At 60.6% G+C, this 12,733-nt stretch carries 10 protein-coding genes and 1 pseudogene; 4 read left to right on the top strand and 7 right to left on the bottom strand.

Going from position 1 to position 12,733, the window contains the following annotated elements:
* Positions 1-76: 76 nt before the first annotated feature.
* Positions 77-1,354 (bottom strand): glutaminase, encoded by a 1,278-nt coding sequence (locus tag MHY24_RS08990; protein ID WP_204611101.1) that lies wholly within the window; start codon positions 1,352-1,354, stop codon positions 77-79.
* A 49-nt stretch (positions 1,355-1,403) separates the two neighbouring features.
* A complete protein-coding gene (locus MHY24_RS08985) occupies positions 1,404-1,682 on the bottom strand; it encodes a DUF3618 domain-containing protein (protein ID WP_005323988.1) in 279 nt (92 codons plus the stop codon).
* Positions 1,683-1,778: 96 nt separating this feature from the next.
* On the opposite strand from MHY24_RS08985, the gene bcp reads away from it, so the two are divergent.
* The 3 genes from bcp (at position 1,779) to MHY24_RS08970 (ending at position 3,938) form a co-directional block, all read left to right on the top strand.
* Positions 1,779-2,246 carry a thioredoxin-dependent thiol peroxidase gene (bcp, locus tag MHY24_RS08980; protein ID WP_239230002.1) on the top strand — a complete coding sequence of 156 codons (468 nt, stop codon included), beginning with the start codon at positions 1,779-1,781 and terminating at the stop codon, positions 2,244-2,246.
* 3 nt (positions 2,247-2,249) lie between these two features.
* Positions 2,250-2,876 carry a TetR/AcrR family transcriptional regulator gene (locus MHY24_RS08975; RefSeq protein WP_204611100.1) on the top strand — a complete coding sequence of 209 codons (627 nt, stop codon included), beginning with the start codon at positions 2,250-2,252 and terminating at the stop codon, positions 2,874-2,876.
* Positions 2,877-2,951: 75 nt separating this feature from the next.
* Entirely contained in the window at positions 2,952-3,938 is a 987-nt protein-coding gene (locus MHY24_RS08970) for an HNH endonuclease signature motif containing protein (protein ID WP_239229988.1), read from the top strand.
* A gap of 211 nt (positions 3,939-4,149) precedes the next feature.
* Here MHY24_RS08970 and MHY24_RS08965 read toward each other — a convergent pair whose 3' ends face one another.
* The 4 genes and pseudogenes from MHY24_RS08965 to pflB form a co-directional block, all read right to left on the bottom strand.
* Positions 4,150-5,298, bottom strand: coding sequence for an SPFH domain-containing protein (locus tag MHY24_RS08965; RefSeq protein WP_239229987.1), 1,149 nt, complete (start codon positions 5,296-5,298; stop codon positions 4,150-4,152).
* Positions 5,299-5,357: 59 nt separating this feature from the next.
* Complete coding sequence (locus tag MHY24_RS08960) at positions 5,358-6,596, bottom strand: alpha/beta fold hydrolase (RefSeq protein ID WP_239229978.1); 1,239 nt, start codon at positions 6,594-6,596, stop codon at positions 5,358-5,360.
* An 11-nt stretch (positions 6,597-6,607) separates the two neighbouring features.
* Positions 6,608-7,477 (bottom strand): pyruvate formate-lyase-activating protein, encoded by an 870-nt coding sequence (gene pflA, locus MHY24_RS08955; protein WP_204611092.1) that lies wholly within the window; start codon positions 7,475-7,477, stop codon positions 6,608-6,610.
* A gap of 2 nt (positions 7,478-7,479) precedes the next feature.
* A pseudogene (pflB, locus tag MHY24_RS08950) lies at positions 7,480-9,858 on the bottom strand (formate C-acetyltransferase).
* A gap of 316 nt (positions 9,859-10,174) precedes the next feature.
* Here pflB and MHY24_RS08945 point away from each other — a divergent pair.
* Positions 10,175-12,085, top strand: coding sequence for a solute carrier family 23 protein (locus MHY24_RS08945; protein WP_239229975.1), 1,911 nt, complete (start codon positions 10,175-10,177; stop codon positions 12,083-12,085).
* Here the strand turns inward: MHY24_RS08945 and MHY24_RS08940 are convergent, their stop codons facing one another.
* Positions 12,086-12,676, bottom strand: a complete 591-nt coding sequence (locus MHY24_RS08940) for a hypothetical protein (protein ID WP_239192218.1) — start codon at positions 12,674-12,676, stop codon at positions 12,086-12,088.
* Positions 12,677-12,733 lie beyond the last annotated feature (57 nt).

The following is a 12,733-nucleotide window of genomic DNA, read 5'->3' as shown; positions in this document are numbered from 1 at the left end:
TGTTGGATGCCCTCGCGGCAGCCGCGAGGAGCCTTACATAGGACATCCTAACCTGACTAAGTAAGGTAACCCAAACCTAAACGGGTTCACCGTTGATCGTGTAGTCTTCCGGCTCTCCCTTGGGCACCTCGGTGCCGTCCGACATGGTGCGATCTTCCAGCTCCCCATCCGGATCCACGATGGCAATATCGAAGCCAGACTCGCGAATTCGGCGCAGCCCCTCCTTCAGCATGCGTCGGCCCATGCGGTTCGTGCCCGTAATATGCGATAGCTCGAGCACCACCGTGCCCTCGCCAAAATCCGACTCCATCAACTCGTACAAGATAGTCTCGGCCGCGTTGAAGTTGATCAGGCCCTGCAGGTAGATCACGGTCAGCTCCGCGTCCTGCTCCACCTTGCGCACCGGGTTCACGCCATAGCGCTCGTCCGTAGACATCAGGTGCAGGCCCATGTCCTTCGACAACAGCTTGAACGCATCCACCCCGCGCACCGAGTTGCCTTCCTTGTTCAGTCGCGGCGAGAATGTCGCCACGCCCAGCTGGCCCGGCAGCGTGCCCAGCAGGCCGCCCGAAACACCCGACTTCGCCGGGATACCCACCTCGGCCATCCACCGGCCGGCGCCGTCGTACATGCCGGCCGAGCTCATTACCGATAGCGTCAACCGGCACACGTCCGCATCGAGAATCTTGTCCCCCGTCACCGGCTGCACGCCACCATTCGCCAACGTTGCCGACATCACGGCCAAATCCCGCACCGTCACCACAATCGAGCACTGCTCAATATAGGTCGACACCGCATCGTGCGCCTCGTCCTGGATGATGTCGTAGTTGCGCAACATGTGCGCCAGCGAGAGGTTGCGTTCGCTGACTTCCAGCTCGGAGGAACGCATGGCGTCGTCGATAAGCAAATCGCGCCCCGCCAGCCGCGAAAAATAGGTGCGCAGGCGCTCCACGCGCGCGGCAGGCTCCGAATCCACGCCATTAATCAGCTGCGTGACCGCAATCGCGCCCGCATTAATCATCGGGTTGACCGGCCGATGGTCATCTCGGTTGAGCGAAAGCTCGTTGAAGGCCTCGCCCGAAGGCTCCATACCCACAATCTCGCGCACCGCGGAAAGACCAAGCTCCTGGAGAGCCAGCGCATAAACAAAAGGCTTGGACAAGGACTGAAGGGTAAATTCCACCTCATCATCGCCCGCAGAATAAACGTGGCCGGTGGTGGTGCACATCGCGGCGCCGAGGTATTCAGGCTCCGCCTTAGCCAGCTCCGGAATATAGTCCGCCACGGCGCCGTCGCGATTATCGCGCACCTTGGTGAGGATTTCCTGCAAATAAAAAGGGATTGGTGTCTTCATCCCAACCCAGCCTACGAAAAAGTCCCCGCGGTGTGCGGGGACTTCACAATTAGTGGCGCTCGGACAGCAGGCGCTGCAGCTCCTTCAGGTCGCTCTTGCGGCGGCGAGAGCGGAAGACCGAGAAAGCAATCAGGCCAACCACAGCGGCGCCGACGCCACCCAGGGCCATCTGCACGTTGCGGTCCTGCAGCTTATCGGTGGCCGCGGTCTTAGCCTCGTTGGCAAAGTTCTGCGGCTTGCTGCGCTGTGCCAGCTCGTCCAAGGTGCCGGCCAGCTGGCGGCGGGTGCGCTCGATATCGCGCTGAATGTCTTCAATATTGCGTGCCACGAAGTTCTCCTCTTAACTTAGGTTCGCTCTTAACGGGGTCATTCTACCCCGCCGCCCCAAAAGCGTGCAGCCCGGGCGGTAAGTAAGGTGGAAACCATGACTGAAAACCGTTTGAATGTTGGAGATACCGCCCCTGCTTTTGCGCTTGCCGACGACGCCGGAAACACCGTTTCCCTCGCCGATTACGCAGGCCAGCACGTATTGGTCTACTTCTACCCCCGCGCCAATACCCCGGGCTGCACCAAGGAAGCCTGCGATTTCCGCGATTCCCTGGAACAGCTCAATGATCTCAATATTGCCGTCGTAGGCATCTCGCCAGATAAGCCGGAGGCGCTGGCGAAGTTCCGCGCGGACCACGAGCTGAACTTCCCGCTGCTGTCGGATCCTGATAAGTCTGTCATGACCGCCTACGGCGCGTTTGGGGAAAAGAAGAACTACGGCAAGGTCGTCCAGGGCGTTATCCGCTCCACCTTCCTGGTCGAGCCGGATGGCACCATCGGCCAGACGCACTACAACGTCAAGGCCACCGGCCACGTCGCCCGCGTGATGAAGGGGCTTAGCTAGCGCGTGGGAGAGATTCTGCTACCGCGGCGTCGGCCAGCGCAGGCGCGCAGTCGCGAGCGCTTCGAGCGCATTCTGCAGGCCGCCCGCGCCGTGCTTGTCGACGTCGGCTTTGAATCCTTCACCGTCGACGAAGTCGCCCACCGCGCCGGGGTGCCCATCGGCACGCTGTATCAGTTCTTTGCCAATAAATACGTGCTCGTCTGCGAGCTCGACCGCCAAGACACGGCCGCCAGCCGGGCCGAAATCGAGCGCTTCTCCCGCCGTGCCCCGGACGTGCAGTGGCCCGATGTGCTGGATGAAACCATCGATCACCTGGCGCGCATGTGGCGCGACGATCCCTCCCGGCGCGCCGTGTGGCATGCCGTGCAATCCACCCCCGCCACCCGCGCGACGGCCGCAGATACCGAGCGTCAGCTGCTTTGCCCCTTGTCAGAAATCCTCTCCCCGCTCGCGCCGTCCATGAGCGATGACCAACGCATTGACCTGGCCGGCTTCCTTATCCACAGCGTGGTCTCGCAGCTCAATTACGCAACTGCGGGCGACCCAGGCGACTTTGACGCCGTGGTCGTAGAGATTAAGCGCATGCTCGTTTCGTATCTATTTGCCATTGCGGCCCACTGGGGCAGTTGACGCTTAAACAAGTTATCCACAGCTGCGGACGTCTTCGCCTCGGCTCACCCGCCGGCTCTGCTTAAAGTTGCAGCCATGAGCGCACTTAAGGCCTATGCCACCCATATTGCCTCGGCGATGGACATCCTCGCCGAGGCCCACGGCATGTCTGAGTGCGCCCTTCTCGATCTGGGCTTGCCGGATGTCGAGGCCCGCGACCTCCGCGCCCTGGCCGCGGTCTACTTCGGCCCGACCGGCTTCAGCCGCAAGCAACGTCACGCAGCCGCGGCCGCCCGCCACCACGATCTCGTAACGCTCAAGCTGATTGAAAAGTACGCCTCCCGGGTGCGCACTAAGCGTGAGGCGTGGAACCTACGCGTGGAGCTGTGCCGCCTGCGTGGTCCGGCTTCTGAAATTGCCCGCCGCGCCAAGCAGCGCCTGCGCGAACTTCGCCCGCGCCGCATGCCACCCCGCGAAGGCGTCCAACTCCTTCGCCGCCCTAACGGACCGTGGACCATGCGGATTACCGCACCCTCGGCCTTCCTTGCTGAATTCGACGCCGCGCTCGACCCCGACCGCCCACTCGATTCCCTCCGCGACCTCCTTCGCGGCACCGGCGCGCCTTCCGCGCGCACCACCACCAACGTCATCATCCCGCTCAACGCTCTAGACCAAATCCTGGACGGCGACGGCGAGGAAGTCACGCTGCGCCTTAGCAATGGCGCCACCATTTCCGGCGCCGAACTCGTCGAGCGCACCTTCACCGAGCACGGCCTCGCGACGCTTATCCACCCCGTCAAGGGCCCAGTCAACCTGTATCGCACATCGCGTTACGCCACCGAGAAACAGCGGCAGATGGCCGCGGCCGAAAATCCCACCTGCCCATGGCCGCCGTGCAACCATCCGGCGGACAAGGCCCAGATCCATCACCTCAAGGCGTGGAAACACGGCGGGTTGACCAATATGGAGAACCTGACGGTATGCTGCCCCTACCACAACGGGGTCAACCAAGATGATCCAAATGCCCCGCCGCTGCGCGGGCGCCTTGCCCGGGTCAATGGCAAGGTCCGCTGGGTCCGTTAGCGCTGCCTCTGCGAGGTAGCGCTACTCGGCGTGTCATCGGCCATAAGAATGTCGTGGACAAGGTCGCGCGCGGCGCTTAACGCATCACGGCCAGAGTCAGGATGGCCGTCGGTGGCGAAGACCTGACACTCGTGATCGGGGATCACCTCCGCGCGGCGGGTTATGCCACGCTGCGCGGTATAGGCATCAAAGAGGTTATCGATGCTCAGGGCTACTCCTCGTTTTTTAGTTGCTCGCGCAGCTGCTGGAAATACTCGCGGGCAGCCTGGGGCTGCGCAGTGGAGTGCGGGCCCTGCTGCGGCTGCGGCTCTGCCTGCTGGTGCTCGGAGCGTTGCTGCTCAGCGTGCTGGGAAGCGGCGATGGCTTCGCGCTTGGCGCGTTCGGCCTGACGCTTGGATTCGCGCTCGATTTCTTCGGCGCGGGAAGGTTTCTTAGGCTGCAGGCGACGGCGCTGCGACGGCTCCTCGGCAGAGTCGAGGGCGCGATTGGCCATGAGGACATCGCGCATACCGCTGAAAAGATCGCCCATCCCCTGCGGGTTAGAGGGCATGTAAAGAACGGACGCCTGGCCGTTGTGGGAGACGTCGACCATTGCGTCGAGGTACTGGGAAACCAGCATGAGGGCTTCGGGGGATTCTTCCACGCCGGCGTCGCGAAGCATCTCGTACTGCTGGGCAATGCCCTCGACGATTTCCTTACGCTGGTCGGCGACGCCGCGGCCCTGCAGCTTCTTCGCCTCGGCTGCACCCTCAGCTTCCTTGACCACGCGGATCTTTTCAGCCTCCGCCTGGGCGACGGCCGCCTCGCGCTCGCGCTGCGCCGCGTTAATGGAGTTCATGGACTCGCGCACCCGGGAATCGGGGCGAATATCGGTGACCAAGGTGTTGACAAAATTCCAGCCATACTCGGCCATGTTGTCGCGCAGGGAGGCCGCAACATTGCGGGCGATGGTGTCCTTGGAGGAGAAGGAATCATCTAGGTTCATATTCGCTACGGAGGAACGAACATTGTCCTGGACGTAGGCCACAATCTGCTGCTCGTGATTGGAGAGCATGTAGTACGCCTCGCGCTCGCGCCCCTGGACTACCTCGTACTGCACGGCAACAGGGATTTGGACGAAGACATTGTCCTTCGTCTTGGTCTCCACCATCACATCCAGCTGGCGCACCTGCAGCGAAATCTTATCGCGTACACGGTCCACCCACGGCATCTTAAAGTGCAGGCCAGCATGCGCCACCTTTTGGAATTTGCCCAAACGCTCCAAAATGGCAGCTTCGCGAGTGCGAACGATGAAATAGCCATCGAAAAGCGTTCCCAAGATAATCAGCAGGATAAAAACTATTACTATGGTGGCAATCATTGAATCTCCCTAAATGTCGTGATGATCACTAATATTTTCGCATAGGAAATAGCGAAATGCTAGTGATCGTCAATAAGCGAAAAGAGCTTCCCCAAGATGGTCGCACCATCCTCGCGGATGCCGTTGTGCTGGAATTCATTGTTAATCCACGGCCGCAGGTCTCCCAGGTGCGCGGCCGTAGCCAAGGACTCCTCGAGCGGGACGAAAATATCATCAACGTAGATGGCCGCGGCCGTGGTGGGCACCTCGCCCAACGCATAGGGCGGGGAGAATTCGTGGCGGGCAAGACCATGGGCGGCGTCGGCAAACGCTTGCAAGGCTGGGTCCTCGTCGAACTGCCAGGGGAAAATGTGCTCGCCGGTCAGCCAGGTGCCGCCCTCAGCAAACTCCGGAAATTCCTCGCGCACGCGGTGCGCCGCCCAGTTCGTAGCGGCCTGGCCACCGGCGCCGCCATAAATCGACTCATGGATTGCGGCGTACAACGGAGCGTCTGCAAAGCTCACGCGCTGGCCGACGTCCGCCAGGAAATCACCCCGCAACCGCTTCTCCCCCGCCTCGGTGCGGAAGGGCTCCTCCAGCAGATAGGCCAGCGAATCAAAGCCGGTGCCACGGCCGAGCTCAATGCCGATGGTACGAAAGCGCAGCGCGGACAGGCGCTCACCGGTAGGAAGCCGCTCATCTGAATTGTCCAGGTGGGAAATGATCTCCTCGATCCGGCCTTGTGCCCACGGGAATTCGCGGTAGAAACGCTGCTGGCGGGCCTTGAGTTTGCTGAAGGTAGCGCGGTAGAGCTCGTCCGCGCCCTTCAGCGTGGGGATGCCGCCGGTGAAGAAAGCATGCTCGACGCGCTCGGGTGCCTGGGATAGGTAGGCGGTGATGCAAAAACCGCCGAAAGACTGCCCGAACAGCGACCATTTCTCGATTCCGAGGTGCTCGCGCAGGCGCTCGGCATCGCGGACGATATTGTCTTGGCGCAGCAACGCCAAGTGCTCTGCAGTGCGCTCTGCGGCCGGGCTAAGCGCATCAATGCGGTGCGAGCGGCCGGTGCCGCGCTGATCCATGAGGATAACGCGGTAGCGCTCCAGTGCCTTGCCAATCAGCCCCGTAGGCGCCAATGGCCGAGGCGCCGGGAAACCAGGACCGCCCTGCAGGTAGAGCAATGCGGGCAGGCCCTCGCCGCCGGGCGGGATTATTTCGCGGGCGTAAAGCCCAAAAGTCCCGTGGGGATTGGAATAATCCCACGGGACTTCTAGGTGGTGCTCTTTAATTGTGTGGCCGAAGCGGCGATAGGAGGTCATGTCCTCCCAGGCTAGTAGACTTCCAAGCCCTTCGAGCGGAAGACGTCGCGGATTTTCTCCACATCCTCCGGCTTTGGTGGCTTCGTGTCAGCTAGCTGGTAGTTCATGCCCAAGCTATCCCACTTGTCCTTGCCCATATTGTGGAAAGGCAGGACCTCAACGCGCTCAACGTTGGATTTCCAACGCGCCACGATATTGGCCACATTTTCCACGTTCTCTGGCGAGTCCGTGAGGTCTGGCACCACCACGAAGCGGATCCACACCGACTTGCCCATCTTGTTTAGCCTGTCGCCGAAGTCCAGCGTGGGCTGGAGTTCGCGCTGAGTGACCTTGCGATAGGTTTCCTCGTCGCCCGACTTGACGTCGAGAAGCACGAGGTCGATATTGTCCAGGTCCTCGTCACGCAAACGCGCACCGAGGTAACCGGCAGTATCGATGGTGGTGTGAATGCCCGCATCGTGAACTTCCTTGAGCACGCGGCGCGTGAAAGAAAGTTGGAAGAGGGGTTCACCACCGGAGATGGTGAGACCGCCACCGGAAGCGTTGAAGATTGGCTTATAACGCTTAATGCGCTTGACCACATCCTCGACCCGCTCCAGCGTGCCGGTCTTCATCTCCCAGGTGTCTGGGTTATGGCAGTACTGGCAGCGCAGTGGGCAGCCGGACATGAACATCGTCATGCGGGTACCCGGGCCATCGACGGCGGTCACGAGCTCCCAAGAGTGCACGAGGGCAATATCGCCGGTACGGCGCGCCTCCATGAGTTCGGGGCGGGTAATGTCATCGAATTGAGCGTCATTTCCCAGGCCCGCGGCCGCGCCGCGGACTCGCTCTCCTTCTTCAGGAGAGAGGGTAACGACACCAGTAACGCCATCTGCCATGATTAGGAACCCTGGTGGAAGGTGCGGGAGATAACGTCGAGCTGCTGCTCCTTGGTCAGCTTGACAAAGTTGACAGCGTAGCCAGAGACGCGAACGGTGAGGTTCGGGTACTTCTCTGGGTGCTCAACGGCGTCCTCGAGGGTGGACTTGTCCAGCACGTTGATGTTTGCGTGGTACAGACCAGAGTTCATCTGGTGTGCATCGCGGTTTGCCTTCATTGCTGACATGCGGTCTTCGAAAGTTGGGGTTGCCATGATTTTCTCCTTTTCGAGATGGTTGAGGGTTGGTGGTTTTTACTTCTCCATGATGAAGCCGGCATCCAGAACGCCCACCAAGTTATTGATGCGCTCTTCTGGGGTGCGGCCCAATCCGGAAGGAGTAATGGTGTTGGTCAGCGAGATGCCGTCCAAGGCGTCCTTGTAATCCAGCTTGCCGACGGACAGCATGGAAGCAACCATGCCGTGGCTGTCAGCACCGTTTTCAGGGTTAGCGCCTGGGGAGAACGGCGTGCCGGCCTTGTGGCCCGACGGGAAGGCGCCTGTTGCCTTGCCGTAGACCACGTTCGAGGTAATGGTCAGCACGGACTGGGTTGGGATGGCATTGCGGTACATCGGGATGGCCTTAATCTTTTCCATCACGGTGTGGACAATGGTAGCGGCGATATCATCGGCGCGGTCGTCATCGTTGCCGTAGAACGGGAACTCACCTTCGGTGATGTAGTCCGTAATCAGGCCGGTCTCGTCGCGTACCGGGGTGACCTTAGCGTACTTGATAGCAGCCAGGGAGTCGGCGACGATGGACAGGCCGGCGATGCCGCAGCCCATGGAGCGGACGATATTGGAATCGTGCAGCGCCATCTCGACTGCCTCGTAGGCGTACTTGTCGTGGGAGTAGTGGATGATGTTTAGGGCCTCAACGTAGGTGCCAACAACCCAGTCCAGCATCTCCTCGTACTTCTGCCAGACCTCGTCGAAGTCCAGCGGGCCGTCGCCCTTGATGGGCTCGTAGCCTTCGACAACCTGCTTGCCGGATACCTCATCGCGGCCGCCGTTGATGGCGTAGAGCAGAGCCTTTGCGGCGTTCACACGAGCGCCGAAGAACTGCATCTGCTTGCCAACTTCCATCGGGGAGACACAGCAAGCAATTGCGGCGTCATCGCCCCACTGCTCACGAATCTGGCGGTCAGACTCGTACTGGATGGAGGAGGTCTCAATGGAGATGTGGGCGCAGAATTCCTTGTAGCCCTCTGGCAGCTTCGGATCCCAGAAGATGGTGATGTTCGGCTCAGGTGATGGGCCAAGGTTCACCAGGGTCTGCAGCAGACGGAAGGAGGTCTTGGTGACCATGTGGCGGCCGTCGTTGCCAAAGCCAGCGTCGGACCAGGTTGCCCAGTATGGGTCGCCAGAGAAGATCTGGTCGTAGTCGATGGTGCGCAGGAAGCGAACGATACGCAGCTTGAGAACCAGGGAGTCAATGATCTCCTGGGCGTCTTCCTCGGTGATGATGCCAGCGGCGAGGTCGCGCTCGAAGTAGCAATCGAAGAAGGCGGACAGGCGGCCGATGGACATTGCGGCGCCATCCTGGGACTTAATGGAAGCCAGGTAGCCGAAGTAGGTCCACTGCACTGCCTCGTGAGCGGTCTTGGCCGGCTGGGAGATGTCGAAGCCGTAGGACTCGGCCATCTTCTTGAGCTTCTTCAGGGCCTTGATCTGCTCGGAGTGCTCCTCGCGGAAGCGTGCCCAGTGCTCAGAGAAGCCAGCATCTGCGACGGAATCGCGGGAAGCCTGCTTTTCCTCGATCAGGTAATCCACACCATAAAGTGCGACACGGCGGTAGTCGCCGATGATGCGGCCACGGCCGTAAGCATCCGGCAGGCCGGTGATGATGTGTGATGAACGAGCAGCGCGGATGCGCGGGGTGTAGATATCGAAGACCGCATCGTTGTGGGTCTTGCGGTAACGGGTGAAGATCTTCTCCACCTCAGGATCTACTTCCTTGCCCGCTTCGGCGATAGCCTGCTTGACCATGCGCCAGCCACCGAACGGCATCATGGCGCGCTTCAGCGGGGTATCAGTCTGCAGACCGACGATAACGTCGTCGTCCTCTGAGATGTAGCCGGCCGGGAAGGCGTCGATGTCGGTCGGGGTGTGGGTGTCAACGTCGTAGACGCGCTGCTTGCGCTCGACGGACAGGTAATTCTTTTCCAGGGTGTCCCAGACACGCTTGGTCTTCTCGGTCGGGCCTGCCAGGAAGCTGGAGTCGCCGTCGTACGGCGTGTAGTTGCGCTGGATGAAGTCGCGGACGTTGATGCCCTCGGTCCATGGACCGGACTCAAATCCCTTCCAAGCTTCAAACTGTTGAGGCTGCGTTGCGGTAGTCATAATTCCCTTCTTTCGGGCGAATTTCTAGCAGGGGATAAATGCCGCTTTCTTCGAGCCACAGCACCAAGCCCCTCTGGCCTCAATTGTTGACTAAATCCCTGGTAATAACAAGTCTCGCAAACGTTTGAAAGCCAAGTAATAAACCGGTCGTGTTGTTTAGCTGGTTAGTGGTTTCATGCAGAACGCACGTACGTCTTTTATCGGGGGTGAACTAGCCCCGAACGTGTTCCTCATCACCGCTAGATTTTGGTCGCTACCTGCACGAACCTCTACTGTTAATCCCGTTCAGCTTCGCTTCCGCACAAAGGAGGACTTCGTGGCTTCCCAGCCCAAGCATCCAGTAGATATCGTCCCACCCACACCCAAACTAGCTGCCTTGGGTTTACAGCATGTGCTGGCGTTTTATGCCGGCGCAGTCATCGTCCCGCTGCTTATTGCCGGCTCGCTCAATCTGGATGCGGAAACCACCATCCACCTCATTAATGCGGACCTGTTGACCTGTGGCATTGCGACGATCATTCAGTCCCTGGGCGTCGGCAAGCGCATTGGCGTGCGCCTGCCCATCGTGCAAGGCGTGACTACTACGGCCGTCTCCCCGATTATTGCCATCGGCTTGGGCGCAACCGACGGCGCGGGTGGGGTGGCCTCGCTGCCTACCATCTATGGCGCCATTATTGTCGCCGGCCTTTTTACCTTCTTTGCGGCGCCGGTCTTTGGCAAGGTGCTGCGCTTCTTCCCGCCGGTGGTTACCGGTTCGGTCCTGCTGGTTATGGGTACGTCACTGTTGGGGGTGTCGGCCAATGACTTTGTCAATTACGCCGAGGGCGTGCCGGCCACCCGCGACTTGCTCTATGGCTTTGGCACGCTCGCGGTCATCATCTTGGTGCAGCGTTTTTCCTCGGGATTCCTGGGCACTCTGGCCGTGCTCATCGGCCTAGTCTTAGGCACTGGCGTGGCGCTCGTGCTTGGCGACGCCTCCTTTGACGAGGTCTCCTCCGCCCCCGCCCTCGGCATTACTACCCCGTTCTACTTCGGTATGCCGAAGTTTGACCTAGTAGCTATTTTCTCGCTCATCATCGTCATGATCATCACCATGGTGGAGACCACCGGTGACGTCTTTGCCACCGGCGAGATTGTAAAAAAGCGCATCCGCCGCGATGACGTCGTGCGTGCCATTCGCGCCGATGGTCTGTCCACCCTGGTGGGCGGCGTGATGAACTCCTTCCCCTATACCTGCTTTGCCCAAAACGTTGGCCTGGTGCGCCTGACCAGCGTGAAGTCGCGCTGGGTGGCCGTTGCCGCCGCCGGGTTCATGATGGTGCTGGGCATTCTGCCCAAGGCCGGCGCGGTCGTGGCCTCCATCCCCTCCCCGGTTCTCGGCGGCGCGTCTCTGGCACTTTTCGCCAACGTGGCGTGGGTGGGTCTGCAGACCATCGCCAAATCCGATCTTTCTGATGGCCGCAACTCCGTCATCGTCACCTCCGCGCTGGGCTTGGCCATGCTGGTGACCTTCAAGCCGGATATCGCCACCGCCTTCCCGGAGTGGGCACAAACCTTCGTCTCTTCTGGCATGTCCATCGGCGCCATTACCGCCATCGTGCTCAACCTTTTGTTCTTCCATACAGGGGGCAAGCAGGGAACGCAGGTGTCTCGGGCCGTCGGCAAGAGCGTGAGCTTGCAGCAGCTCAATGGCGCCTCCCGCGAGGAATTCGTCTCGGCGCTGCGCCCGCTGTTTAATAACGAGACCTGGCCGCTGGAGCTGGCGTGGGAGTCGCGGCCCTTCGGCGATGTTAATGAGCTGCGCGCGGCCATTCAGGTGGCCGTGCTGACCGCGGATGATTCCCGCCGCGCCGCCCTCATCCACGATTACCCGGCCATGGATGAGCTGCTGCTTGCCGACGCCGACGAGGCCGCCACCATCTCCGCCGACCGCGGCTCCCTGGGCCTGACCGACCTGGATGATGTGCAGACCGAGCGCATCACCGAGCTTTCCGCCGCCTACCGCGAGCGCTTTGACATGCCGTTTGTGGCCTATTTGGATACCAATGACACCGTCGACCGCGTCATTGATGCCGGCGTGCGCCGCCTAGCCAACTCCCCGGAGCAGGAGTACCGCACCGCACTGGGCGAAATCGTAGAAATTGCCAACGACCGCTTCGATATCCTGCTGGCCGATGCCAACCCGGTCCGCTCCTCGTGGGACCGCAAGTTCACCGAGGTGGACTAGTTAGCGAAAAGAAAAGTCCACCTCGGCCTCTGGGTCCACTCCGGAAATAATGCCGGTGTAGAACTGCTTGGCCTGGGATTGGAGGACATCGCGATTATCCGCGATGTCCTCTTTCTTTTTATCCTCATTGAGGATTTTGGTGATGGTTTCCGCCTTATCGATATCCGGGGTAATCCAGCTCAACGCGCCGTTGTCCTCCACCGCGGTTTCGAAATTCTCATCCGAGTGCCCGATGAAAATGAACTCTGGGATCTGCACGCGGAAGTGGTGCGGGGATTCTTCTTCCACCTGAACCTGCGAACCTTCGATGCCGAGCTTCGCGCGGTAGGAGTACTTGATGTACTGGGTGCGCTCGCTGCCCGGGACCTGCCAATTCCACAGCTTGCTGTTGGCGGATTCCTCCGATAGGCCCTCGATACCCAGCGAGACGAGCACCACCTGCTCTTCACGCTCCACGGCCTTGATGACCTTGGTATTACTCGATTCGGTCTCCACCTCCACCGGTTCCCGCACCTGCCAAATGAACACCGCGGCGGCAGCCACGGCGGCAATGAGAATGACGGCGACTAGGGTGGAAAGCAGCTTTTTCATGATGACCATCTTAGGGCGACTATGCGGGCGGTGATATGCGAAAGCGCCGCCAGCTTC

This window comes from Corynebacterium sp. ACRPQ (assembly GCF_022347225.1).
Lineage (GTDB): Bacteria > Actinomycetota > Actinomycetes > Mycobacteriales > Mycobacteriaceae > Corynebacterium > Corynebacterium tuberculostearicum_D.
This window is presented reverse-complemented; position numbering and strand designations above follow the sequence as displayed.

Coding starts and splice junctions, on each gene's coding strand:
- MHY24_RS08990 (WP_204611101.1), bottom strand. CDS start 1,354: ATGAAGACACCAATCCCTTTTTATTTGCAGGAAATCCTCACCAAGGTG.
- MHY24_RS08960 (WP_239229978.1), bottom strand. CDS start 6,596: ATGACCTCCTATCGCCGCTTCGGCCACACAATTAAAGAGCACCACCTA.
- MHY24_RS08970 (WP_239229988.1), top strand. CDS start 2,952: ATGAGCGCACTTAAGGCCTATGCCACCCATATTGCCTCGGCGATGGAC.
- pflA (WP_204611092.1), bottom strand. CDS start 7,477: ATGGCAGATGGCGTTACTGGTGTCGTTACCCTCTCTCCTGAAGAAGGA.
- bcp (WP_239230002.1), top strand. CDS start 1,779: ATGACTGAAAACCGTTTGAATGTTGGAGATACCGCCCCTGCTTTTGCG.
- MHY24_RS08965 (WP_239229987.1), bottom strand. CDS start 5,298: ATGATTGCCACCATAGTAATAGTTTTTATCCTGCTGATTATCTTGGGA.
- MHY24_RS08940 (WP_239192218.1), bottom strand. CDS start 12,676: ATGAAAAAGCTGCTTTCCACCCTAGTCGCCGTCATTCTCATTGCCGCC.